General features: G+C 70.2%; 22 protein-coding genes. 7 read left to right on the top strand and 15 right to left on the bottom strand.

What is annotated here, in order from left to right; genetic code table 11:
* Window positions 1-245: 245 nt before the first annotated feature.
* The 3 genes from ACWD4J_RS24620 to ACWD4J_RS24610 all read right to left on the bottom strand — a co-directional run bounded on the left by ACWD4J_RS24620 (window position 246) and on the right by ACWD4J_RS24610 (window position 5,336).
* Window positions 246-4,145 (bottom strand): AAA family ATPase, encoded by a 3,900-nt coding sequence (locus ACWD4J_RS24620; RefSeq protein ID WP_451397586.1) that lies wholly within the window; start codon window positions 4,143-4,145, stop codon window positions 246-248.
* Window positions 4,146-4,462: 317 nt separating this feature from the next.
* Window positions 4,463-4,675: a hypothetical protein gene (locus ACWD4J_RS24615; protein WP_451397585.1), complete on the bottom strand. Its 213-nt coding sequence runs from the start codon at window positions 4,673-4,675 to the stop codon at window positions 4,463-4,465.
* A 379-nt stretch (window positions 4,676-5,054) separates the two neighbouring features.
* Window positions 5,055-5,336: an acylphosphatase gene (locus tag ACWD4J_RS24610; protein ID WP_451397584.1), complete on the bottom strand. Its 282-nt coding sequence runs from the start codon at window positions 5,334-5,336 to the stop codon at window positions 5,055-5,057.
* 130 nt (window positions 5,337-5,466) lie between these two features.
* Here ACWD4J_RS24610 and ACWD4J_RS24605 point away from each other — a divergent pair, with 130 nt between their 5' ends.
* Window positions 5,467-6,417 carry a CAP domain-containing protein gene (locus ACWD4J_RS24605; protein WP_451397583.1) on the top strand — a complete coding sequence of 317 codons (951 nt, stop codon included), beginning with the start codon at window positions 5,467-5,469 and terminating at the stop codon, window positions 6,415-6,417.
* 20 nt (window positions 6,418-6,437) lie between these two features.
* On the opposite strand, the gene ACWD4J_RS24600 is transcribed toward ACWD4J_RS24605, so the two are convergent.
* Window positions 6,438-7,391, bottom strand: a complete 954-nt coding sequence (locus ACWD4J_RS24600) for a tyrosine-type recombinase/integrase (RefSeq protein WP_451397582.1) — start codon at window positions 7,389-7,391, stop codon at window positions 6,438-6,440.
* A gap of 374 nt (window positions 7,392-7,765) precedes the next feature.
* Between ACWD4J_RS24600 and ACWD4J_RS24595 the strand changes: the two genes are divergently transcribed.
* From ACWD4J_RS24595 to ACWD4J_RS24585, 3 genes are all read left to right on the top strand, one after another.
* Window positions 7,766-8,347: a hypothetical protein gene (locus tag ACWD4J_RS24595; protein ID WP_451397581.1), complete on the top strand. Its 582-nt coding sequence runs from the start codon at window positions 7,766-7,768 to the stop codon at window positions 8,345-8,347.
* Window positions 8,335-8,919, top strand: a complete 585-nt coding sequence (locus tag ACWD4J_RS24590) for a hypothetical protein (protein WP_451397580.1) — start codon at window positions 8,335-8,337, stop codon at window positions 8,917-8,919. Before ACWD4J_RS24595 ends, ACWD4J_RS24590 begins: the two co-directional genes overlap by 13 nt.
* A 1,083-nt stretch (window positions 8,920-10,002) precedes the next feature.
* Window positions 10,003-10,425: a winged helix-turn-helix transcriptional regulator gene (locus ACWD4J_RS24585; protein WP_451397579.1), complete on the top strand. Its 423-nt coding sequence runs from the start codon at window positions 10,003-10,005 to the stop codon at window positions 10,423-10,425.
* On the opposite strand, the gene mutM is transcribed toward ACWD4J_RS24585, so the two are convergent.
* From mutM to ACWD4J_RS24540, 9 genes are all read right to left on the bottom strand, one after another.
* Window positions 10,422-11,291 (bottom strand): bifunctional DNA-formamidopyrimidine glycosylase/DNA-(apurinic or apyrimidinic site) lyase, encoded by an 870-nt coding sequence (gene mutM, locus ACWD4J_RS24580; RefSeq protein WP_451397578.1) that lies wholly within the window; start codon window positions 11,289-11,291, stop codon window positions 10,422-10,424. The genes ACWD4J_RS24585 and mutM overlap by 4 nt on opposite strands.
* Before the next feature lie 135 nt (window positions 11,292-11,426).
* Window positions 11,427-12,263, bottom strand: coding sequence for a ribonuclease III (rnc, locus tag ACWD4J_RS24575; RefSeq protein ID WP_451397577.1), 837 nt, complete (start codon window positions 12,261-12,263; stop codon window positions 11,427-11,429).
* A gap of 7 nt (window positions 12,264-12,270) precedes the next feature.
* Window positions 12,271-12,444: a 50S ribosomal protein L32 gene (gene rpmF, locus ACWD4J_RS24570; protein ID WP_028802425.1), complete on the bottom strand. Its 174-nt coding sequence runs from the start codon at window positions 12,442-12,444 to the stop codon at window positions 12,271-12,273.
* 2 nt (window positions 12,445-12,446) lie between these two features.
* A complete protein-coding gene (locus tag ACWD4J_RS24565) occupies window positions 12,447-13,085 on the bottom strand; it encodes a YceD family protein (protein ID WP_451397665.1) in 639 nt (212 codons plus the stop codon).
* A gap of 260 nt (window positions 13,086-13,345) precedes the next feature.
* Entirely contained in the window at window positions 13,346-14,449 is a 1,104-nt protein-coding gene (locus ACWD4J_RS24560; RefSeq protein WP_451397664.1) for a cell division initiation protein, read from the bottom strand.
* Between the two features lie 99 nt (window positions 14,450-14,548).
* Window positions 14,549-15,028, bottom strand: a complete 480-nt coding sequence (coaD, locus tag ACWD4J_RS24555) for a pantetheine-phosphate adenylyltransferase (protein WP_451397663.1) — start codon at window positions 15,026-15,028, stop codon at window positions 14,549-14,551.
* Between the two features lie 26 nt (window positions 15,029-15,054).
* Window positions 15,055-15,639 (bottom strand): 16S rRNA (guanine(966)-N(2))-methyltransferase RsmD, encoded by a 585-nt coding sequence (gene rsmD / locus ACWD4J_RS24550; protein ID WP_451397576.1) that lies wholly within the window; start codon window positions 15,637-15,639, stop codon window positions 15,055-15,057.
* Window positions 15,640-15,735: 96 nt separating this feature from the next.
* A complete protein-coding gene (gene recG / locus ACWD4J_RS24545; protein WP_451397575.1) occupies window positions 15,736-17,940 on the bottom strand; it encodes an ATP-dependent DNA helicase RecG in 2,205 nt (734 codons plus the stop codon).
* 76 nt (window positions 17,941-18,016) lie between these two features.
* Window positions 18,017-19,702: a DAK2 domain-containing protein gene (locus ACWD4J_RS24540; protein ID WP_451397574.1), complete on the bottom strand. Its 1,686-nt coding sequence runs from the start codon at window positions 19,700-19,702 to the stop codon at window positions 18,017-18,019.
* A 261-nt stretch (window positions 19,703-19,963) separates the two neighbouring features.
* Between ACWD4J_RS24540 and rpmB the strand changes: the two genes are divergently transcribed.
* The gene (gene rpmB, locus ACWD4J_RS24535) at window positions 19,964-20,149 is read left to right on the top strand and encodes a 50S ribosomal protein L28 (RefSeq protein ID WP_003957616.1); all 186 of its coding nucleotides are present in this window, start codon (window positions 19,964-19,966) and stop codon (window positions 20,147-20,149) included.
* A gap of 127 nt (window positions 20,150-20,276) precedes the next feature.
* Here the strand turns inward: rpmB and thiD are convergent, their stop codons facing one another.
* Complete coding sequence (thiD, locus tag ACWD4J_RS24530; RefSeq protein WP_451397573.1) at window positions 20,277-21,131, bottom strand: bifunctional hydroxymethylpyrimidine kinase/phosphomethylpyrimidine kinase; 855 nt, start codon at window positions 21,129-21,131, stop codon at window positions 20,277-20,279.
* Between the two features lie 10 nt (window positions 21,132-21,141).
* Window positions 21,142-22,113 (bottom strand): thiamine-phosphate kinase, encoded by a 972-nt coding sequence (locus ACWD4J_RS24525; protein ID WP_451397572.1) that lies wholly within the window; start codon window positions 22,111-22,113, stop codon window positions 21,142-21,144.
* A 245-nt stretch (window positions 22,114-22,358) separates the two neighbouring features.
* Between ACWD4J_RS24525 and ACWD4J_RS24520 the strand changes: the two genes are divergently transcribed.
* Window positions 22,359-22,592: an Lrp/AsnC family transcriptional regulator gene (locus ACWD4J_RS24520; RefSeq protein ID WP_003997603.1), complete on the top strand. Its 234-nt coding sequence runs from the start codon at window positions 22,359-22,361 to the stop codon at window positions 22,590-22,592.
* A 20-nt stretch (window positions 22,593-22,612) separates the two neighbouring features.
* Window positions 22,613-23,119 carry a DUF3515 domain-containing protein gene (locus ACWD4J_RS24515; RefSeq protein ID WP_451397571.1) on the top strand — a complete coding sequence of 169 codons (507 nt, stop codon included), beginning with the start codon at window positions 22,613-22,615 and terminating at the stop codon, window positions 23,117-23,119.
* Window positions 23,120-23,208: the final 89 nt, after the last annotated feature.

Raw genomic sequence — 23,208 nt, 5'->3', positions numbered from 1 at the left:
GCAGCGTTGCCGGGGGTGGTGCAGGCCCTTCCAGTGGGGCACAACTTCGCGCGGCCCACCACCTGAATGTAAAAGCAACGCTGCAGAGAGTGTGCATTCAAGTTTTGAAGTCAAACGCGGAGTCGGCACGGCCTAGCCCGCACAGACAATGAATGCATCTTCAAGGATTGAAGAATGCCGGGCGGCGACCCCAGCAGACCCAAGATCTCGCAGGTCAGCAGTGGGTCGGCAGTGTCCCTCCGCGGTCAGCGAAGCCGCTGGCTGATCACCTTCGAGACGCCGTCGCCCTGCATCGACACGCCGTAGAGCGCGTCCGCGACCTCCATCGTCCGCTTCTGGTGCGTGATCACGATCAGCTGCGAACTCTCCTGCAGCTCCTGCATGATCCGGATCAGCCGCTGCAGGTTGGTGTCGTCGAGTGCGGCCTCGACCTCGTCCATCACGTAGAACGGGCTCGGTCGCGCCTTGAAGATCGACACCAGCAGCGCCACCGCGGTCAACGACCGCTCGCCTCCGGACAGCAGGGACAGGCGCTTGACCTTCTTCCCCGGAGGCCGTGCCTCCACGTCGACGCCCGTGGTGAGCATGTTCTCCGGATCGGTCAGGATCAACCGGCCCTCACCGCCCGGGAACAGACGTGAGAACACTCCTTCGAACTCCCGGGCCGTGTCCCGGTACGCCTCGGTGAAGACCTGCTCGACGCGCTCGTCGACCTCCTTCACCACCTGCAGGAGATCGGCGCGCGTCTTCTTCAGGTCCTCGAGCTGCTCGGAGAGGAACTTGTGGCGCTCCTCGAGCGCGGCGAACTCCTCGAGCGCCAGCGGATTGACCTTTCCCAACTGCTGGTACGCCCGTTCGGCTGACTTGAGCCGCTTCTCCTGCTCGGCGCGTGCGAAGGGCCGGGGCTGGTTGCGCGGGTGCTCGGGGTCGTCGGGCAGTTCCTCGCCCTCGGCGGGGGGCGAGGGCGGCACGAGCTGGTCGGGGCCGTACTCGGCGACAAGACCGGCCGGTTCCACACCGAGCTCCTCCAGCGCCTTGGCCTCCAGCTGCTCGATCCGCAGCCGCTTCTCCGCGCCGAGTACCTCGCCGCGGTGCACTGAATCCGTCAACTTGTCGAGTTCGGCCTTGAGATCGCGGCCCGTGTTGCGGGCGGCGGTCAGCTCCTGCTCCCGGTCGGCCTTGGCGCGCTCGGCGAGGGCGCGTTCCGCCTCGGCCCGCGCGAGGGACACCTCGACATGGGCGAGCAGCTGGCGCGCGCCGGAGCCCACGGCCTCGGCCACCGCGGCCTCGTGGCGCAGCCGGGCCCGCCGCTGTTCGGCACGCGCGCGTGCCTCCCGTTCCGCGCGGGCGGCACGGTCGAGGGAATCGGCCCGCCCGGCAAGCCCTTTGACCCGCTCCTCGTGCGTACGGACCTGGAGGCGGGCCTCCATCTCGGTCTGCCGGGCGTTGGCCCCGTCCGCCGCGAGCCGGTCGCGTACGTATGTGTCGGGCTCCTCCTCGACCGGCATCTCCTCGGCGACGGCCAGCCGTTCGGCGAGCTCCTCGGCCTCCGCGACGGCCTTCTCCAACGCCTCCTGGGCCCTTGCGGCAGCGGCGGCGCTCCGCTCGGCCTCGCCGGCGGCCCCGCGCGCCTGCCCGGCGAGCCGTCCGAGCTGCTGCGCGACGGACGACTTCTCGCGGTCGGCGGCCCGCCGCCGTTCGCCGAGCTCCTCGACGAGCGCGGCGCACTCCGTGCGCCGTTCGGTGGCCCGATGCTGCTCGTCGGCCAGCTCTTCGCAGCGGACGGCGAGCTCCTCCAGCTCGGCCGCGGCCTCGTCGACCTGTGCCTGCACCTCCAACAGGCTGGGTGCGCCCGCCGAACCTCCGTGCGCGAAGTGCGCGCCCAGCACGTCGCCTTCGGCGGTGACGGCGATCAGCTCCGGGTGTGCGTAGACGAGATCCTCGGCGTCGTCGAGGGTGCCGACGACGACCATGTCCCGCACGAGCCGCCGCACGGCGGGCAGCAGGTCACCGGGGCCGCGGATCAGTTCGGCGACGGTGACCAGGGGCGCACCGCTGGGTCCGCCCGCCCATGATTCGTCCGTCGGCGCCCCGCCCGCCGTCGCTCCGGGCCGGGCCGACTCGGTACCGGGCGTTCCCGTCCCCTGTGCCGTAGCACCTATGTCCGCCGACGGCCCGGCCGCCGCCCACGTGGTCCCGTCCCGCGCCGCCGAGGCCGCCGACGTCGCGTCGGCCTGGGCTCCTCGGTCCGTCGGTGCCTCCGTACCATCACTCCCTCGGGCATCGGCCGCCGCGGCCGATGCCCCGTACGTCGACAGGCCCCCGTCACCGCCGACGCGTCCGCCGGATCCCTGCGGCTCCGAGCCCACGGCGCCCGCGGGCGCGCCGCCACGCGTGCGTGCCGCAGCCGGGGCCACCGGCTCCGGCGCCCCGCCCAGCAGCATCGCCGCACGGCCCGCGTCCTGCTTGCGCAGCAGGCGGATCGCTTCTGCTGCTGTCGACGGATTGGCGACGGCCACCGCGTTCGCGGCCGCACCGAGAGCGGCCGCCACCGGCACCTCGAACCCGGTGGACACCGACAGCAGTTCCGCTGCAGGGCCCAGCAGCCCCGTCAGGCGGTCCTTCGCCCCGAGCAGCGCGCCCGTACCGTCCTTGCGCCGCAGCCCCAGCGCCAGGGCCTCGTGCCGGGCGGCAAGGGCGGCGCGCTTGCGTTCGGCGGCGGTGGCCGCCTCGCGCGCGGCGGTCAGCGCGGCCTCCGCGTCGGCGAGCGCCCGACGGGCTGCGTCGTGCTGCTCGGCGAGAGCCGCGTCGCCCTCGTCGAGCCCGTCGACCTCGGCCTTGAGCTGCTCGTACTCCTCCTGGGCTGCGACCGCACGTTCCTGGGCCCCGTCGCGGGCCGCGGCCAGCCGGTCGATCTCGGACTGGGCGGCTGCGGCGCGCGAACGGGCCGCGTTGACCTGACCGTTCAATCGGGCGAGGCCCTCACGCCGGTCGGCGATCGACCGCGCCACGTCCTTGAGGCGCCGCTCCTCGACGGCCAACTCGCGCTCGAGCTCCGCCCGGTGGGCGACCGTGTCCTCGAGCGCCCGTTCGGCCGCCTCCAACGCGGCTTCGAGCTCCGCTTCCTGCTCACGGATCCGGGCGGCCTCGCGCTCCATGTCCTCGGGGTCCCTGCCGCGGCGCTCCTCCGCGGGCACGGATGTGGCGCTCTTGACCCGGGCGTCGGCCAGCGAGATCGTGCCGCGCACCCGCTCGGCCAGCTGCGACAGCTCGTACCACGTCTGCTGGGCCTGCTGCAGACGCGGCGTCAGGCGGCGTACCTCGTCCTCCAGGTGCGCCTCCCTGGTGAGCGCGGCCTTCAGCTCGGCCTCGGCCGCCTCCTTGCGCTCCTTGAGCGCCGCCTCGTCGGCGACCTCGGTCTGCAGCGCCGTGCGCAGGCGCACGAGATCGTCGGCGAGCAGCCGCAGCCGGGCGTCACGGAGATCGGCCTGGATGACGGCGGCCCGGCGGGCGACGGCGGCCTGCCGTCCGAGTGGCTTGAGCTGGCGGCGCAGTTCGTCGGTCAGGTCCTGGACGCGGGCGAGGTTGGCCTGCATCGCGTCCAGCTTCCGCAGCGCCTTCTCCTTGCGCTTGCGGTGCTTGAGGACACCGGCGGCCTCCTCGATGAACGCGCGGCGGCCCATCGGGTCGGCGTGCAGGACGGAGTCGAGCTGGCCCTGCCCGACGATGACGTGCATCTCGCGGCCGATACCGGAGTCGGACAGCAGTTCCTGGATGTCGAGCAGTCGGCAGGTGTCGCCGTTGATCTGGTACTCGCTGCCGCCGTTGCGGAACATGATCCGCGTGATGGTGACCTCGGCGTACTCGATGGGGAGTGCGCCGTCGGAGTTGTCGATGGTCAGGGACACCTCGGCGCGGCCGAGCGGGGGCCGCCCGGTAGTGCCGGCGAAGATGACGTCCTCCATCTTGCCGCCGCGCAGCGACTTGGCGCCCTGCTCACCCATGACCCAGCTGAGCGCGTCCACGACATTGGACTTGCCGGAGCCGTTGGGGCCGACGACACAGGTGATGCCGGGCTCAAATCGCAGCGTGGTCGCCGAGGCGAACGATTTGAACCCGCGGAGGGTCAGGGCCTTGAGGTGCACGCCGCTGGACTCTACCTCTCTCCTGCCTCGCGACACCGCTCTTGCACCAGGTCGCTCCGCCAGGCACTCGTGTGCGGCGACACCGCGTGCCCGGACCCGCTCAGCGCATCACCCTCCGCGATCGCACCGTCTCACTCCATGAACTTGCATGAACTTGCGGTTTCATCGATGAAGGTGCAGGGCAATCAGACGTTAAGAATGCCGTCGGATGTGCGGGGGACATCCGTACGAACAGTACGAAGGGACGCCGAAGCGTCCCTTGAGGTTTGACAAGCGGTTGACACGGACACCCTGACCAGCTTGCTCATCAGGTGTGGTCAGGTGAGCGCAGGCTCCGCCTGGGGTACGTCGATGCTCTCCAGAAGATCGTCGCCGTGGTGGTGAGAAGCGGCAGCCGCAAGCGAGTCGTTCTCCGCCTGGATCCGTACGAGCTCGGACTCCAGGTCCTGGACGCGCTGCTGAAGCCGTCGCATCTCGGCGAGAAGTCGCGGGTCAGAGCCGCCGACGTAACCGAGAAGCGCCTTTGCCATGATGGATGGTCCTCCACACTGAGTGACCGACCGAAACGGTGTGGGTCGATGGGTCGTGAGGGATTCGCACCCGCGGTGCTTGACACTTTTCAGTTCAATGCTGCCGTTCTTACATGCCAAACAGCTGAGGTGCGCGGGGCTTCCAGCGTCTCACCAAAAAGTTTGACGGTCAACACGATCACGCCCGTATCGGCGGGCAGCCCGGGGGCACACGGCCGTAGGGCTTACGGCACTGCCTCACTGCGGGGCCCTGGGGGCGTGCAGATCATCCTTGCCTGCGGAGCGTTCCATCGCAAGCGATTCTTGGCAACCACCAGGTCATTTCTGTCCGGCGGGGGCGCCGGGAACATGTCACGCGACGCCGGTCCGAGGTTCCGCCTCAGCGCACGGCGAAGCTGTCGTAGCCGCCGCGCGGCGTGTCCCAGATCTCAGTGACCCCGTCGACCCTCCCGGGTGTGTCGCCGTTCCTCAGCCAGTCGAGGAGTTGCTCGCAGTCGGCCCGGCGGCCCTCGGCGACGACCTGGACCCGTCCGTCGCCCAGATTGAGGGCAAAGCCGCTCAGGCCGCCGATCTCCAGCGCCTTGGCCCGCGTGAACCAGCGGAAACCCACTCCTTGCACTCGCCCGCGTACCCATGCGGTGAGCCGGACATCTTCGTTCATGGGTGCACGCTAACCGGGCAATTGCTCAGGAGGCACTTCGCCCTCTCATCTCTTCCGGTAGCGTCCCGACCCGTTGAACCTCACCCGTTCGGGTGATCACGTTGACCGCGAGCACGAGGAAGGCCAGGGCATGGGACGCCACCGACGCTCCGCCGCCGGCCGCGCCGCCACGGGCCGCGCACCAGCGGGCACCAGTCTGTACGCGGACGCATACGCCGACACGGCAGCCGACACCACGCGCGACCGCTCCGGCGGACGGTCGCACCGCCGCAGGAAGCGGGCCGCGGCCCCGGTCCGCACCGGGCTGCTCGGCATCTCCGCGGCCGTCGCCGTGGGCGCCGTCGCGGTGGCCTCCGGCGTACTGCCCGGCGGCGACAACTTCCGGCTCGGCGGGGGCGGCTCCGACAAGGTGGAGGCCGCCGAATCCCCGTCGGAACTGGCGCCGCAGGGCGGCGAGAGCGTGAGCGCCGACGACCGCGAGACGGGCAACACGGGCCGCGGCACCGAGCGCTCCACCTCGCCGTCACCGTCACCGTCGAGGTCGTCGGCGAGACCCTCCACGACACCGTCCGAGAAGCCGTCGGCCGCGAAGACCGGCGCGGGCTCGACGGCGACCGCGGCCCCGACGCGTACCGCGAGCGCCGGGGCCGGGGCCGGGACAGGGACAGGGCAGGCTTCCTCGGGCTCCGGCGAGCAGTCCGCCGAGACCGCCGCCGAGGCCGAGGTGCTGACACTGGTCAACAAGGAGCGGGCCGAGGCCGGGTGCAGCCCGGTGCGCGCGGACAGTGCGCTGGCCACGCTCGCCGAGGACTTCAGCGAGGACATGGCCGAGCGCGACTTCTTCTCGCACACCGACCCGGACGGGGACACACCCTGGGACCGTGCCGAGGCGGCCGGCATCTCCGACCTCGGCGGCGAGAACATAGCCCGCGGCCAGGCCAACGCCCAGTCCGTGATGGACGCCTGGATGAACAGCCCCGGCCACCGCGCCAACATCCTCAACTGCGCGTACAAGACGATGGGCGTCGGCACTGTTTTCGGCTCGGACGGCCCGTGGTGGACGCAGGACTTCGGCTTTTGAGATTTCCGCAGGTCAGAGCCCTATGAGCTCTCCTGGGCCGTGCCTGGGCCGTCATCCGTAGCCCCTTCGTTCCCGAAGACCGCATCCACGGCGGCCCGCGTACGGGTCTCGCTCGACGGCATCAGGTGCGTGTAGGTCCGCAGCGTGAAGCCAGGATCATGGTGGCCGAGGTACTCACTTAGGGCCTTGATGCTCTCCCCCGCGTCGAGGAGTACGGACGCGTAGAAGTGCCGTAGGGCGTGCATGCCGTTGTCCCTGCCGGTGGGCACACCAGCAGCGCGGAGAGCGGGGCGCCACTGTCGATCATTGAACCGGTTGCGGTTCAGCGATAGCCCCTCAGGACTCCGGAAGATCAGAGTCGCCGTGACGGGCGGACCGTCCAGAGTTTTCCAGGGCAACGTCACCTCAGCCGCCGGGAAGTGCGTCAGGTGGCCAGCGAGCGCGAAGGCGATCGACTCAGGTAGGGGAACATCCCGCTCCTTGCCTCCCTTCGGCGGTGCGAAGACGGGCCGGTTCCGCAGCAGCTTCACTTGCCGGACCACATGCACCACGCCGACGAGGAAGTCCACATCCTCCACGGCCAGGCCGAAGACCTCACCCTGACGGAGTCCACATCCGGCGGCCGGGTCGACCAGCGCTCGATAGCGGTCGGGCAGGGCAGCACGTACCGCCTTCACGCGCGTGGCAGGCCACGGCTTGATCTTGCGCGGATCGAGGCGAGGAGCCTTGACCGAGCGAGCGCTACAGGGGTTGGCCCTGATGATCCGGTCTTCCACCGCGGCCGTGAAGACGGTCGAGACGTGCGCGAAGATGCCGCGCCGGTAGGCAGCCGACAGCCCCGCGTCCTCCAGGGTTCGCATCCAGAGGCGCAGGTGCGTGGGAGTGAACGAGCCCATCGGCCGCTTGCCAAGGTGCGGGATCGCGTGCAGCCGGAGCCGCATCTCGACGGATTCCCGCGTGGCCGGGTCCGTCATCTGAGTCAGGGCAGAGGCCGGGCCGGATGCCAGCGGGCCGGTTAACCGAGACGAGATCAACGCCATCCACTCCGAGATTCGACAACTTGCCGCTCGAGTGGCCGAGTTGGAGAAGCGCGCTGAGTCCCCGAGCGGTGCCTGACTGGTGATCCACCATGCGTGTCCATGCCACGGAGGCACTAGGGACAGGCGTGGTGTCACCTGGGGACAGCCTTGGTGCCAGCCCCTTGTCACCCCCCGTGTCACCAGCTCCCTGAATGTCAGACTCGAAGCAAGCACCCGACGGGAGGGCAGCACATGAGCGACGAACGTCCGGCTTGGGCGCGACGGCTTGCTTCCGAGCGCGAGGCCCGGCAAGGTCACAGGCAGAAGTAGTGGCCGCGCTGCGCGCACACGCGCCGAAGCCGCTGCCCGAAGGCTCGAGCATGGTGCGCCAGTGGAAGCGCTGGGAGTCCGGCGAGGTCATGCCGAGCGACTTCTACCAACCGATCATCGCGGCCACCTTCGGCACCGTGACTCATGCGATCTTCCCGGTTGCCGGGCAGCGGGACGGGAACGCCGAGATCGCAGCCGTCAGCGGCATGGAGACGCTGGACATCATCAGCCGTTTGCAGGCATCCGACGTCGACAATGCCACGCTCGATGCCCTGCGGATCACCACCGATCGGCTGTGCTCGGAGTACCCGTATCTCCCGAGTGCCCAGCTCGCCGCCGAGGGCAGGCAATGGCTCAAGCGGGTCGCCGGACTGCAGTCCCAGCGGCTCACGCTCGCCCAGCACCGCGAAGTGCTCGCCCTGTCCGGGTGGCTGGCCCTCTTGATCGGATGCGTCGAGTACGACATGGGCGACCGCGCCGCAGCCGAGAGCACCCGGAAGGCTGCCCTGTCTTTAGCGCGTGAGGCCGACAACTCGGAGATCTCCGGATGGGCCCACGAGATGCGAGCGTGGTTCGCCTGACGACAGGGGACTACCGCGGAATCCTCACGGCCTCGCAGGCCGGAACCGAGTCCGCACCCGCACACGGCGTGGCAGTACAGCTTGCCGCCCAGGAGGCGAAGGGGTGGGCACGGCTGGGCGACCGGCGTCAGACGGAAGTGGCGCTGGACCGAGGGCGCAAGCTGCTTGAAGGGATGCCGTACCCCGAGAACCTCGATCACCACTTCATGGTGGACCCGGCGAAGTTCGATTTCTACGCCATGGACTGCTACCGGCTGCTCGGAGAGGACCGCTTCGCCGAGAACCTCGCCAAGGAGGTCATCCGAGCGGGCACGGACTTCGACGGCTCCGAGCGATCCCCGATGCGCATGGCTGAAGCCCGCATCACCCTGGCCGTGGTCGCAGCCCGGCAAGGCGACTTGGACCAGGCCGTGAACTACGGCGAGTGGGCGCTGCAAGGCGACCGGCAGTCTCTGCCGTCCCTGCTCATGGTCAGCCGCGAGCTTGCGGCCATCGTCAACCGGGACTTCGCCAACGTGGCGGCAGGCCGCGAATACCTGGATCACCTGACCGCGCTCAGCCGCGCCAGCTAGAGCCTGTTACAGGTTTCTCTACCTCATCAAGGCCCGCGCACGGCGCGGGCGCGCGCCGCCATTCCGGCGCGGACGGCCTCCTGTCTTCGCCCCGCCGGCCGCGCCCGGCGGCGCGCTACGTGCAGCGGTCGGAGGAGGGAAACCCGCTGTGGCTGGGGCGGTCGGCTCCACGACTTTAGCCAGCCACTTTGGCGCGAGCCTCGAAGATCATGGCCCCAACGTCGTGCTTTAGCGGGCAGGTCAACAGACTGCCCGACGCGCCGGAAGCTTACGGGGCCATGATCACTCGCGCCAAAGCAGCTCCCGGCCAAAGTCGTTCCGCCGACCGCGTGGTCCAACGACAGAAGCGATGTCGCGCAGGGAGCGACTATTCGCCAGGGTGCGCCAGGGTGCGCCACTTGCATGCCACTTTCGCCACCCCCCAAGCTGAGGTGCATTGAAGCCCGCCAGCCCTGTGGGCCGTTAACTCCTGAGCTGGCGGGCGGGTGACGATCCCGAAGGAGCATCTGTATGAGTCTGACTCCCCTACCCCGTCGAGTGCCAGCCGCTTGGCCACCAGTCTGGGTCGTGGTGGTCATCGTTCTGGCTTTGGTCGTGGATCCGTCCAGCGAAGCAGTCACCGCAGCAGTGACTGCTCTCACATCGCTAGCGGTTTCATCGCCGAGCTTCGACATCATCGTGTGGCAGCACTCTGCATCGCCGTGACATGCGGAAGGGCGACGCGCTGCTGTACAGCAGCGAAGTACAGCAACGCTGGCAACCACAAGTGACTGTCCCGTGCTGCTAGCGTCCCTGTGACCAGGTCGGGAGACCTCTGTGACCCTCGTGCCCGTAGTTCGCATCGAGGGGCGCACACCACAGCACCCCCGCTCGGGCCGTCCCTGGGCCGTGCGGGGGTGCTCAACGGCGACCAACGCTGACAACCGTTGACGGCCCAGCCACAGGTCACAGCGTTGATCGGTTAGGCGACCGCAGGTCAGACACCCGGCGGGTCACTTCTTCGGCTTCTGAGCGACGCCTGAGTCGCTAACTTTTTGATAGCGCACGCCTCTGGCCAGCGCTGTGCGGGAGTATGGTGGCTTCATGGAACCCATCGCGCAGGCCGAGTGCGCTGTGGACGGCCGGGACCTGGCGTACGACGTGTTCTCCAGGCAGTGCCCCTCGCGCGGCACGCTCGAGCATGTCACCGGTCGCTGGGGAGGGCTCACCCTCAGTGCCCTGCACGAGGGCAGCTTCCGCTTCAACGAGCTGCGCCGCCGCGTGGACGGCGTCAGCGAGAAGATGCTGTCGCAGACACTGCAGGCACTGGAGCGGGACGGCCTGGTGCACCGCGAGGCGCAGCCCACCAATCCGCCGCGTGTGGACTACGAGCTGACGCCGCTGGGCCGCGAGGTGGCCGACCGCCTGATGGCTCTCATCCACTTCGTCGAGGGCCGGATGGACGAGGTGCTCGGGGCGCGCACGTCCTACGACAGCAAGCGCGGCGCGGACGCCCGTAGCGCCTAGGAAAGACGCCGCCTGGCGACGGGCAGGCGCTGGCAGCGCGGGCAGAAGTAGCTGGAGCGGTTCATCCAGGGGCGCCGGCGCATGACGGTGCCGCAGCGCCGGCACGGCTCGCCCTCCCGCCCGTATGCGTCCAGGGACCGGTCGAAGTAGCCGGACTCGCCGTTCACATTGACGTAGAGGCTGTCGAAGCTGGTGCCTCCGACGGCCAGAGCCGCGTTCATGACGTCGCGGACATGGCCGAGGAGCTCGGTGGTGCGGGGCCGGGTGAAGGTCGCGGTGGGGCGGTCGTAGTGCAGTCTGGCCCGCCACAGCGCCTCGTCGGCGTAGATGTTGCCGACTCCGCTGATCAGTGACTGGTCGAGCAGGGCGCGCTTGATCGTCGTACGGCGGCGGCGCAGCGCGGTGTGGAACGCGGCCTCGTCGAACTCGGGGTCCAGGGGATCGCGCGCGATGTGGGCGATGACGTCCGGGAGACCGGAGGGGGTGTTCTCGTGCAGCGAGAGCCCGCCGAAGGTGCGCTGGTCGACGAAGCGCAGTTCGGTGCCCAGGTCGTCCGCGAACCGGATGCGGATCCGCAGATGCTTCTCGTCCGGGGCCTCCGAGGGCTGGACGAGCAGCTGTCCGCTCATGCCGAGATGGGCGAGTACGGAGGTGTTCGTGTCGCCGAGCGGGAGCCACAGGTACTTGCCGCGGCGGCTCGGGGTGCCCATGCGGTGGCCCTTGAGGCGGTGCGTGAAGTCGTCCGCGCCGCCTATGTGGCGTCGTACGGATCGGGGGTGCAGGACCTCGGCGTCGGCGATGGTGCGGTGGGCCGTCCAGCGGGCCAGTCCGCGCCGTACGACCTCTACTTCGGGCAACTCTGGCACGGGTCTCCTCCGGAGGGGCTTGCCGACGAGTGGGGCGCCGGCCCGCGTTTCGGCGCACCGTACGTCGTGGGTTGTGCTCACCCGCCCACAACGGTGGGGAGGGTGCAGCGACACACGGTCGCGGCACCCTGCCCGTCAGGCCGACGTGACCTCGGGGGCCCCTTCGGGGCCGGTCGTCGCCTCGGCCTTGGCTCGCTCGTCCGCCGCCGCGCGAATCGCGCGCCACGCGGACTCCGCGGCCTGCTGCTCCGCTTCCTTCTTGCTGCGGCCGGTGCCGGTGCCGTACGAGACGCCCCCGACGCGGGCGGCAGCAGTGAAGGTCTTCTCGTGATCGGGGCCGGTCTCCGTGACCAGGTACTCGGGTACGCCGAGGCCTTCGGTCGCGGTGAGCTCCTGGAGACTGGTCTTCCAGTCCAGGCCGGCTCCGAGGTTCGAGGACTTCTCGATCAGCGGATCGAAGAGGCGGTGCACGAGCTCCGCCGCCACGTCCAGACCCTGGTCGAGATAGACCGCGCCGATCACCGCTTCGAGCGTGTCGGCGAGGATCGATGCCTTGTCCCGGCCGCCCGTGCCTTCCTCGCCCCGGCCAAGCCGGATGAAGGCACCGAGGTCGAGCCCGCGACCCACCTCCGCCAGCGCACGAGAGTTGACCACCGCGGCCCGCAACTTGGCCAGCTGGCCTTCGGGCAGGTCGGGGTGGGTTCGGTACAGCGTGTCCGTGACGACGAGCCCGAGCACCGAGTCCCCGAGGAACTCGAGCCGCTCGTTCGTCGGCAGACCGCCGTTCTCGTACGCGTAGGAACGGTGGGTCAGCGCGCGCACCAGAAGGGCGGACTCGAGCTTGTATCCGAGCCGCCCTTCCAGAAGCGTGTGGGACGAGGCCGTGTTGTCCGCCGGGACGCCCCCGTCGGCACGGGAACCGTTCTTCCTGGCGTCATCCGCATTCTTGGGGATGGACACAGCGCCTCTCACCAGCCGCTCAGACCTCGAGGACCTGGCGCTTGTTGTAGGTGCCGCAAGCCGGGCACGCGATGTGCTGCTGCTTGGGCTCGTGGCAGCGCTCGCACGCAACCAGGGTGGGGACCGCAGCCTTCCACTGCGACCGGCGGTGGCGCGTGTTGCTGCGCGACATCTTCCGCTTCGGAACAGCCACGGCTACTTCTCCTGCTTCTCGTCGACGCCCGCTTCGGCGCCGCTCATCTCGTCCTTCTCGCCGCCCTGAACGGTCTCGGCGAGTCCCTGCAGTGCCGCCCAACGGATGTCGACGGCGTCGTGGTGGTGGTCCGGGTCGTCCGCGAGCCGCTCTCCACACTCGGAGCACAGGCCCGGGCAGTCTTCCTGGCACACCGGCTGCATCGGCAGTGCGAGCACCACCGCATCACGCAGCACAGGCTCGAGGTCGAACAGGCCGTCCTCGAGAAAGAGCCTGTCCTCGTCGTCCTCGGCGTCGTCGCCCGGTTCCGCGATCACGCGGCCCCGGTCGTCGGCGTCAGGGTACGAGAACATCTCCTGGAAGTCCGCGTCGAGCTCCAGCTCGAGCGGCTCCAGACACCTTACGCACTCCCCCTCGGCGCGCGCACGGGCGGTCCCCGTGACGAGCACCCCTTCCATGACCGACTCCAGCCGGAGCTCGAGCTCCACCGGGGCGCCCTCGGGCACTCCGATGACGTCCTGGAGACCGAAGTCCTTGGGAGCATCGATCGTGCGGGTCAGACGCTGAAGCGCACCAGGACGTCGCCCCAGCTCGTGCGTGTCGAACACGAGGGGGTTGCGGTGGTCGAGGCGGGCGTTCAGAGCCGTTCCTGCTTTCGATCGTCGAAGGTCGGGGGTGAGCCACTCCGTCGCGGCCTCATCGGAATGAGAGCCGACATACGAGCAGCCTGGATCACGGGCGCTCTGCGAAATCAGCGCAGCGGATGCCCGGCCGAAGAGCCAGGATACTGGACCTTTCGCTTTCGGCCCAATCCGCGGCGGATGCCCTGTCCGCGCCGGGCAGCAACCGTACGACATGCACCGCTGTGCACGAGCGTCCGCCCGCGACCGCACAGCCGCCGCTAGCGCCCCTGTTCGTACTGGCGCAGCTGTTCCGCGCTGATCATGCTCGTGTCGAAGAGGCTGGTCTCGTCGAGTGCGGCGGCCCCGCCCTGCGGCCGCCCGTAGCCGTACGCCTGCTCGTCGCCCTGTCCCGGGTCGTACGCCTGCTGCGGCTGCTGCCCGGTCTGGTCGTAGCCCTGCTGGTAGCCGTACGGGTCCTGCTGCCCGTAGGACTGCTGGTACGCGTACGGATCGGCCTGCTGGTACCCGTACGGGTCCTGCTGCTGGTACGCGTACGCCTCCTGCTGCCCGTAGGGCTGCTGGGCCGGGATGTGGGCGTCGGCCGCCGGCCCGGACTCCACGGGGGCGGAGCGGGGGGACGGGAACGCGTCCTGCTCGGCCGGGTCTGCCAGCTGTGCGAGGTCCGCCAGGTACTCGGCGTCGCTGGTGTGCTGGTGCGCCATGCCGTCCGGGCCGAGCGCGCCCAGCTCGTCGGTGGCGATCCGGCCGTGGAGCTTCTGCCGGCCGCGGCCGACGGCCTCCAGGGTCTTGGCGAGCACAGCCTCGAAGGCACCCAGCTTCACGTCGACGTACTCATCGGCGGTGCGACGCAGGGTCTCGGGGTCGTGGCTGCGCTCGGGGGCGTCCTCGTCCTCGTAGCCCTGCTCGTCGACGCCCGGTCCGGTGCCCAGCAGCTTCTCGCGACCGCGGCCGACGGAGCCGAGGGTCTTGGTCAGCACCACCTCGAAGTTGGCGAGCTTGGAGTCGACGTAGTCGTCGGCCTCGGCGCGGACCTCCTCGGCCGCCTTGCGGGCCTCGTCGAGGATGCGCTCGGCCTCGGCCTGCGAGCGCTGGGCGATCTCCGTGCCGGAGATCAGCGAACCACGCTCGGCGTGCGCGCCCTCGATGATCCGCTCGGCCTCCTGGCGGGCCTGCTCGACCATCTGCTCGCGGTCGCCGATGAGCTCCTGCGCCTGGGCGAGGGAGCCGGGCAGCGCCTGACGTACTTCCTCGAGCATCGAGAGCAGCTCGGCGCGGTTGATCACGCACGAGGCCGACATGGGCATGGAGCGGGCGCTGCCGACCGCCGCGACGATCTCATCGAGCTTCTTCTGCACGTCCACCGGGCGCTCGCCACTCTCTACAGCTGTGTTGAAGACGGACAAGGTGACTGTACGGGCAGTCCCCCGCGGCCCGACACCGGGTGACGGACTGTCAGGAACTCAGTCCTTGCCGAGGCGCTTCTTGAGGGCCTCCAGGACCACCGGCGGCACCAGGTGGGAGACGTCGCCGCCCCAGGTCGCGACCTCCTTGACGAGCGAGGAGGACAGGAAGCTGTAGGTGGGGTTGGTGGGGACGAAGAGCGTCTCGACGCCGGTGAGGCCGTTGTTCATCTGGGCCATCTGCAGCTCGTAGTCGAAGTCGCTGACGGCTCGCAGGCCCTTGACGATGGCCGGGATGTCGCGCTGCTTGCAGAAGTCGACGAGGAGGCCGTGGAAGGACTCGACCTCGACGTTGCCGTATTCGGCGGTGACCTCGCGGATCATCTCGATCCGCTCCCCGATGGTGAACAGGCCCTGCTTGGACTGATTGATCATCACCGCGACGTGCACCACGTCGTAGAGCTTGGAGGCTCGGGCGATGATGTCGAGGTGTCCGTTGGTGATGGGGTCGAACGACCCCGGACAGACGGCGCGGCGCAACTGAATTCCCTCGCTCTCCGGTCCGGTCATGGTGCGTCTTCGCACGTAGAGGCGGCGCGACCGTACCAAAAGGTCCCCTCGCCGTAACGACGGGCCCTGATCGCTTCAAAACCGTCCGGCCACCTGAATTCACCGCCCCTGGTGCTGCGCTCCACGGTGACGACGGCATCGGCGGCGAGCCAGCCCCCGGTACGGAGTGTGAGCAGGATCTCGCGAAGATCGTCGTCCGAGACGGCGTACGGCGGGTCGAGAAAGACCAGGTCGTAGGGGTCGGCCGGGGCCGGACCCGCGATGATCTGGGCGGCTTTTCCGGTACGCACGTCTGCTCCCGGAAGTCCCAGAGTGCGCACGTTCTCGCGGACGGTGCGGGCGGCCCGGCCGTCGGCCTCGACGAGGAGGGCGTGCGCGGCTCCGCGGGACAGCGCCTCGAGGCCGACCGCCCCCGACCCGGCGTACAGATCGGCTATCCGGACGCCGTCGAGCGGGCCGAGGAGGGCCTCCCAGGTGGAGAAGAGGCCCTCGCGCGCGCGGTCGGATGTGGGGCGGGTGCCGTTGCCCGGCGGTACGGCAAGGCGGCGTCCGCCGGCCAGGCCGCCGATCACGCGGGTCATCTCTGTCCTTGTCGGAGTACGTGCGCGTTGGTCACGCCTTCAGTTTCCCAGCCCCCGTGCCTCCATTCTGTCAGCCGCCGCCCGGGTGCGGCTCCGTCAGCCCTTGTCCAGGTACTGCTCGCGCTCCTCGTCCAGCAGTGCGTCCAGGGCCGTCCGCAGGCCGGGGAGGTGCTCGAGCTCCGGGTCCCCGGCGACGACGGCTGCCGCCTCCTCGCGGGCCTCGGCGATGATCTCCTCGTCGTCGATGACCGTGAGCACCCGCAGGGACGAGCGGACGCCGGACTGGGCCTGGCCGAGGACGTCGCCCTCGCGGCGCTGCTCCAGGTCGATACGGGAGAGCTCGAAGCCGTCCAGCGTCGCAGCGACGGCGCCCAGGCGAGCCCTGGCCGCGCTGGCCTCGGGCATCTCGGAGACCAGCAGGCACAGGCCCGGGGCCGAGCCGCGGCCGACACGGCCGCGCAGCTGGTGGAGCTGGGAGACGCCGAAACGGTCGGCGTCCATGATCACCATCGCGGTGGCGTTCGGGACGTTCACGCCGACCTCGATGACCGTCGTCGCGACCAGGACGTCCGTCTCACCGGCGGCGAAGCGGCGCATCACGGCGTCCTTGTCGTCGGGAGGCATACGGCCGTGCAGGATCTCCACCTTGAGGCCCTTCAGGGGGCCCTGCGCGAGCTGCTCGGCCACGTCCAGGACGGCGAGCGGCGGGCGCTTCTCCGCCTCGTCCTCGGCCGATTTCTTCTTGCCCTTGGCCTCGGACTCCTCGTCGCCGATGCGCGGGCACACCACGTACGCCTGGTGACCCTGGCCCACCTCCTCACGCACGCGTTCCCAGGCACGCGCCAGGAAGTGCGGCTTGTCCTGGGCCGGTACGACATGGCTGGCGATCGGCGAGCGTCCGGCGGGGAGCTGGTCCAGGACCGAGGTCTCCAGGTCGCCGAAGACCGTCATCGCGACCGTGCGCGGGATGGGTGTGGCGGTCATGACGAGGAGGTGCGGCGTCCGCCTTTCCCCCTGGGAGTGCCCCTTGCCTCGAAGGGCGTCGCGCTGCTCCACGCCGAAGCGGTGCTGCTCGTCGACCACGACCAGGCCGAGGTCGTGGAACTGCACCTTGTCCTCGATCAGGGCGTGTGTGCCGATGACGATCCCGGCCTCACCGGTGATCAGGTCGAGCAGGGCCTGGCGGCGGGCCGCGGCGCCCATGGAACCGGTGAGCAAGATCACTTTGGTGGCCTGCTCCGCGCCGCCGAGCATCCCTCCCTCGGCGAGCTCACCCATCATCTCGGTGATCGACCGGTGGTGCTGCTGGGCCAGCACCTCCGTGGGCGCGAGCATGGCCGCCTGGCCGCCGGCGTCGACGACGGCGAGCATCGCGCGGAGGGCGACCAGGGTCTTTCCTGAACCGACCTCGCCCTGCAGCAGGCGGTGCATCGGGTGCTCGGTGGCCAGGTCGTCGAAGATCTCCTTGGAGACCTTCTGCTGACCCTCGGTGAGCGTGAAGGGCAGCCGGGCGTCGAAGGCGGTGAGCAGGCCGTCCGGGCTGGGCCTGCGGGGCACGGCGGGGAGCTGGGTGTCCGCGAACCGCCGCCGGGCCAGGGCGACCTGGAGCACGAACGCCTCGTCCCACTTCAGACGCGCGCGGGCGTCCGCGATGTCCGCCTTGGTGGACGGCCGGTGGATCTTGAGCAGGGCTTCGGGGAGCGGGACGAGTCCGCGCCCCTCGCGCAGGGCGGGCGGCAGCGGATCGACGGCCTCCTGCGCGCTGGGCAGCACCGTGTCCACCGACTTGGCGATCTTCCAGGACTCCAGCTTCGCCGTGGCCGGGTAGATCGGGATGAGCGCTCCCGCCCACGAGTCCACGGTCTCGTCGTCCTCACCGCCGCGCAGCAGCTGGTACGCGGGGTGGGCGAGCTGCAGCTTGCGGTTGAAGACGGAGACCTTGCCCGCGAACATCGCGCGTGTGCCGGGCAGCAGGTCCTTGTGCGGCTTGTGGACGCCCTTGCCGAAGAAGACCAGCTGCAGCTGGCCGCTGCCGTCGGTGATGACCACCTCGAGCCGCTGGCCGCTGCCGCCTCTGAACGTGAGGATCCGGGCGCTCGCGACCTGCGCGACCACCGTCACGTGCTCGTCCAGCGGGAGGTCGGCGAGGCGCGTCAGCTCACCCCGCTCGGCATACCGCCGGGGGTAGTGGTGCAGCAGGTCGCCGACCGTGTGCAGGCCGAGGTGCTCGGCCATCACCTTCGCTGTGGCGGGGCCGATCACTTTCTTCAGGGGTTCTTCGAGCACGGGCACGAGATCCATTGCACACCACGGCACTGACAATGCCGAAGAGGTCCGGGGAATCGGGCCTGCTCGGCGCTTGCTCCCTACTCGATGCCTACTCGACGCCGATCAGCATCAGAGCCGACTGCCGGCCGCCTCGGTACACGACCGTGTCGACGGCCAGGTGGTGGTCGCGTACGTGCTGTTCGAGGCCGTCGGCCGTGGCGTCGGGCACGCCGTCGCCGAGGACGAGCGTGACCATCTCGCCTCCCGCGGCCAGCATGCGGTCGAGGACCGTCTCCGCGACGGCCGCGACCTCGGAGCCGATGACGGCGACATCGCCGTCGATGAGGCCGAGCACGTCGCCGGCCTGGCAGATGCCGGCCATGGTCCACGACTGCCGCTCGGCGACGGCGACCTCGGCGTACCGGGTCGCCCCGGCGGCCGAGGTCATGGCGACGACGTCCTCGTCGAAGCGGCGTTCCGGCTCGTGCACGGCGAGTGCGGCGATGCCCTGGACGGCGGAGCGCGTGGGGATCAGCGCGACGCGCATGCCCTCCGAGCGGGCCTGCTCCGCTGCCGCCGCCGCGGTGTGACGCAACTCGGCGTCGTTGGGCAGCAGCACCACCTCGCGCGCGTGGGCGTGCCGGATCGCGTCGACGAGTTCCCCGCTCGCGGGCAGCTCCCCCGGGCGCACCGGCACCGTCATCGCGCCGCAGTCGGCGTACAGGTCCCGCAGGCCCTCTCCCGGCACGACGGCCACGACGGCGCGCTGCACCCGCTCCCGGGACGGCTGCGCGGCAAAGGCCACGGACGCCGAGTGCGCGTCCTCGGCGCCGAAGTGCGTGATGCGGATCCGGTGCGGCCGCCCGGCCTCGACACCGGCCTCGACGGCGGCGCCCGCGTCGTCGACGTGCACGTGGACGTTCCACAGGCCGTCGCCGCCGACGACGACGAGCGAGTCCCCGAGGGCGTCGAGCCGGGTGCGCAGCGTGGCCACGGCCGCGTCGCCGGCCTCCAGCAGATAGATCACCTCGAACGCCGGGCCGCCCCCATTGCCGGGTCCCTCCGAACATGCCCCTGTCGAGGACAGGCCGCCCACGCGCGCGTGCAGCGCGTCGGCAGGCGTCGGCGGCTCCCCGGTGAAGGTCTGGACGAGTGCGCCGAGGACCTCCACGAGCCCCCGCCCGCCCGCATCGACCACGCCCGCCCGCCCGAGCACCGCCAGCTGCCCGGGGGTGGCGTCGAGCGCCGCCAGCGCCCCCTTGTAGGCGGCTCGCGCCACCGTCGTGCAGTCGCCGTCGGCACCGTCGGCCGCGTCCGCCGCCGCCGACGCCACCGTCAGCACGGTGCCCTCGACGGGGTGTGCCACGGCCTCGTACGCGGACTCCGCCGCCCGCCGCAGCGCGAGCCGCAGGCCGGAGCCGTCGGCGTGAGACGCCTCACTTCTTGCGGCCCCTGCAAGCTGGCCGCCCGCGGCCAGCACCTGGGCCATTCCGCGCAGCAGCTGCGCCATGATCGTGCCGGAGTTGCCGCGGGCCCCGAGCAGCGCACCGTGGGCCATCGCGCGCATCGCCTCGGCCGTGGAGGGCTGCTGCGGTTCGAGGCCCCTGAACGCCGCTTCGACGGCCTGGGCGGCCGACTCGACGGTCAGATACAGGTTCGTGCCGGTGTCACCGTCCGCGACCGGATAGACGTTGATCGCGTCGATCTCCTCGCGGGCCCGTCCGAGGGCCTCCAGGGCCAGACTGCACCAGGCGCGCACAGCGACAGCGTCGAACCTCTGCGGCACCTGCGGCACCTACGCCTCCTCGTCGAGCAGCGGGAATGGGACGCAGCGTAGACCCCGGACGGCCCCCTTCCGGAAGAGGGCGTGGGCCGGGGGGCCTGGGACGGAGACCCGGCCGGCCATGGTAGTTTCGTTGTACCGAGGCAGCCGTTGTATGCTGCTCAGGTTGCCCGATACGTATCGGGCCATTACCCCTGGCAACGCCACTCAGATCACTGATCCCGGCATGCCGGGTTTCAACCGTAAGTGCATCTGAAGTCTTTGGAGTGACCCGTGGCTGCCAACTGCGACGTCTGCGGCAAGGGGCCGGGCTTCGGCAACAACATCTCCCACTCGCACCGCCGTACGTCCCGTCGCTGGAACCCCAACATCCAGCGCGTGCGTGCCGTGGTCGGTCGGACGCCGAAGCGGCTCAACGTCTGCACCTCGTGCATCAAGGCCGGCAAGGTCTCGCGCTGACGTTAGTGCTAGCGCGGCCACCTCGCTGGTTGCTGCGAAGCCGGTTCCACCTTCTGGTGGGACCGGCTCTTTGCATGCCCGCGCACAGCTCGGCCGTCCGCTTCGGGCCCGAGCTTCGGGCGCGAACTCACCGGCAGCGCGTACCGGTTGGCCATCGCGTACCGGTCGGCTGGGCCCTGAACCGCCAGCCGTGATCCACGGGCCCGATCCCGCGCCCCAGCGCGAACCCGGCGGCGATCGCCCCGGTGACGTACTCCTTGGCCGCCGCGACCGCTTCCGGTACCGGCTGTCCTTTCGCGAGTCCCGACGCGATCGCGCTGGCAAGGGTGCAGCCCGTGCCGTGCGTATGCCGGTTGTCGAGCCGCGGGGCGCGCAGCCAGTGCTCCTCCGAGCCGTCCGTCAGCAGGTCCACCGCGTCCGCCGGCTCACCGGTGAGATGGCCGCCCTTGATCAGCACCCAGCGCGGTCCGTACGCGAGAACCGCGGCCGCCGCGCGCCGCATGTCGTCCTCCGATCCGACGCGCACTCCGGTGAGTTGGGTCACCTCGTCGAGGTTCGGGGTGGCCACGGTCGCGGCCGGCAGCAGCTTCGTACGCACCGAGTCGAGCGCGGATTCGGCCAGCAGCGGGTCGCCGTGCTTGGAGATGCCGACGGGGTCGACGACCACCGGGGCGTCCGTGTCGTTAAGGAGTTCGGCGACGGTCTCCACGAGCTCGGCCGACGACAGCATGCCGGTCTTGACGGCCTGGACGCCGATGTCGTCGACGACGCTGCGGTACTGGGCGCGCACGGCCGCGGCGGGCAGCTCCCAAGAGCCCTGGACGCCGAGGGAGTTCTGCGCCGTCACGGCGGTGACCACGCTCATACCGTGCACACCGTGGGCGAGCATCGTCTTCAGGTCCGCCTGGATGCCCGCCCCGCCACCGGAGTCGGACCCGGCGACGGTGAGCACCCGAGGAAGCGCCCGGGGTGGTGTGTCCATGGGACGAACGCTACCGGCCGCCCTCGATGTCCCCGAAGTGGTCCCAGCCTCCCGTGCTGGTCCAGGGCGCCCCGTCCACCGTCACATGGGGCATGGCCGACGGGCCCCGCACCTCGCCGATCACCTTCCAGCGGGCCGGCAGCTTCACGTCCGGGGGGAAGGTCGCCACGATGGCGTGGTCTTCGCCGCCGGTGAGCACCCACTGCAGCGGGTCGACGCCGACGGCCTGCCCGATGTCGTTCATCTGCGAGGGGATGTCGAGCGCGGCGGAGCGGACGTCGATGCGCACCTTGCCGGCCTCGGCGATGTGCCCGAGGTCGGCGATCAGGCCGTCGCTGACGTCGGTCATCGCGGTGGCGCCGAGCCCGGCGGCCGCCGGGCCCGCGTGGTACGGCGGCTCGGGGCGGCGATGGGCCTCGACGAAGGCGCGGGGCGAGCGGAAGCCGCGGGACAGCACGGCGTACCCGGCGGCGGACCAGCCGAGCCAGCCCGTCACGGCGACCACGTCACCGGGCTGCGCTCCGGCGCGGGTCACCGGCTCGTGGCCCCGCATGTCGCCGAGCGCGGTGATCGCGACGGTGATGGTGTCGCCGCGTACGACGTCGCCGCCCACCACGGCGGCGCCCGCGACCTGGCACTCGTCCCGCAGCCCGTCCATCAGCTCGACCGGCCAGGCGGCCGGGAGCTCGGCGGGGACGACCAGGCCGAGCAGCAGTGCGGTCGGTACGGCGCCCATGGCGGCGATGTCCGCGAGGTTCTGCGCCGCGGCCTTACGGCCGACGTCGTACGCGGTGGACCAGTCGCGGCGGAAGTGCCGTCCCTCCAGCAGGACGTCCGTACTCGCCACCACCCTGCGGTCCGGTGCCGCCACCACCGCCGCGTCGTCGCCCGGCCCGAGCCGCACTGCGGGGGTGGTGGTGAGCCGCGAGGTGAGCTCCCTGATGAGCCCGAACTCCCCCAGCTCGCCCACGGTTCCCTTCACCGTGTCTCACCTTGCCCTTTCATGCTGAAAGCCCCGTTCACTCCGAAAGCCCCGTCCCTGCGTTCCTGGTGCGGTCGCGGTCCGTCACCGCCCTGGGTACCGTCGACATGTCCGCCCACCTGTGCTGTCCGTGCACCACCGGTGTGCACGCCACAGCCTCCGCGGGTCTCGCCGCAGCGAGCAGCGACGCGATACCGTGGCGTCTCTTCTCTCCACATGATCCTCGTGGCCGCCCTGGAGGTTCCGTGGTACAGGCGTACATCCTGATCCAGACGGAGGTCGGCAAGGCCTCGACCGTCGCCGAAACGATCTCCAAGATCCCGGGGGTGATCCAGGCCGAGGACGTGACCGGACCGTACGACGTGATCGTGCGAGCGCAAGCAGACACAGTCGACGACCTCGGTCGCATGGTGGTCGCGAAGGTCCAGCAAGTGGACGGCATCACCCGCACCCTGACCTGCCCCGTCGTGCACCTCTAGCCCCCGTCTACCCTTGGCCGGTGAACATCTTCCGTCACCGGCCCCGCATCTTCATAGGACCGCCCGCTCTCGCACTGCTGATCGCCGCCGCGGGCTGCTCCTCAAGCGACGATGGCGCCCGCGCCACGGTTCCCCGCCCGGGTACGAAGGTCACCAAGCTGTGCCAGAACCTGGACAAGGCACTGCCGTCGAAGGTGGACGGTCAGAGCCGCAATGATCCCGAGCCCGCCTCCGCGCTGACCGCGGGCTGGGGAAGCCCGGCGATCATACTGCGCTGCGGTGTCGAGCAGCCTCCGAAGATGATCGATCCGAAGGTGGCAGAAGGCGGCGACCCGGATGCCGTCGCCGGCGGCGTCAACGGCGTCGACTGGCTGATGGAGAAGCAGGACGACGGGTCGTACCGCTTCACCACCGCCAATCGCAGCGCGTACGTCGAGGTCAGCGTGCCGACCGAGTGGGACACCTCCACGGTCCTCGTCGGCCTGGCTCCGGCCATCAAGAAGGCGATCCCCGAAGGGATCGCCTAGGAGGCCGATGAAGATCTTGCTCCGACCACCCGGCTCGCCCCGGATTGCCAGTAAATGTCAATCGTCATGAACCGATGCAAGCCGGGCGC

This window comes from Streptomyces sp. NPDC002577, assembly GCF_053594815.1.
The sequence above is the reverse complement of the archived record's forward strand: the minus strand, read 5'-3'. Positions and strand labels throughout refer to the sequence as shown.

Coding starts and splice junctions, on each gene's coding strand:
- ACWD4J_RS24615 (WP_451397585.1), bottom strand. CDS start 4,675: ATGGCAAAGGCGCTTCTCGGTTACGTCGGCGGCTCTGACCCGCGACTT.
- ACWD4J_RS24610 (WP_451397584.1), bottom strand. CDS start 5,336: ATGAACGAAGATGTCCGGCTCACCGCATGGGTACGCGGGCGAGTGCAA.
- ACWD4J_RS24605 (WP_451397583.1), top strand. CDS start 5,467: ATGGGACGCCACCGACGCTCCGCCGCCGGCCGCGCCGCCACGGGCCGC.
- ACWD4J_RS24600 (WP_451397582.1), bottom strand. CDS start 7,391: ATGACGGACCCGGCCACGCGGGAATCCGTCGAGATGCGGCTCCGGCTG.
- ACWD4J_RS24585 (WP_451397579.1), top strand. CDS start 10,003: ATGGAACCCATCGCGCAGGCCGAGTGCGCTGTGGACGGCCGGGACCTG.
- rsmD (WP_451397576.1), bottom strand. CDS start 15,639: ATGACCCGCGTGATCGGCGGCCTGGCCGGCGGACGCCGCCTTGCCGTA.
- recG (WP_451397575.1), bottom strand. CDS start 17,940: ATGGATCTCGTGCCCGTGCTCGAAGAACCCCTGAAGAAAGTGATCGGC.
- thiD (WP_451397573.1), bottom strand. CDS start 21,131: ATGGACACACCACCCCGGGCGCTTCCTCGGGTGCTCACCGTCGCCGGG.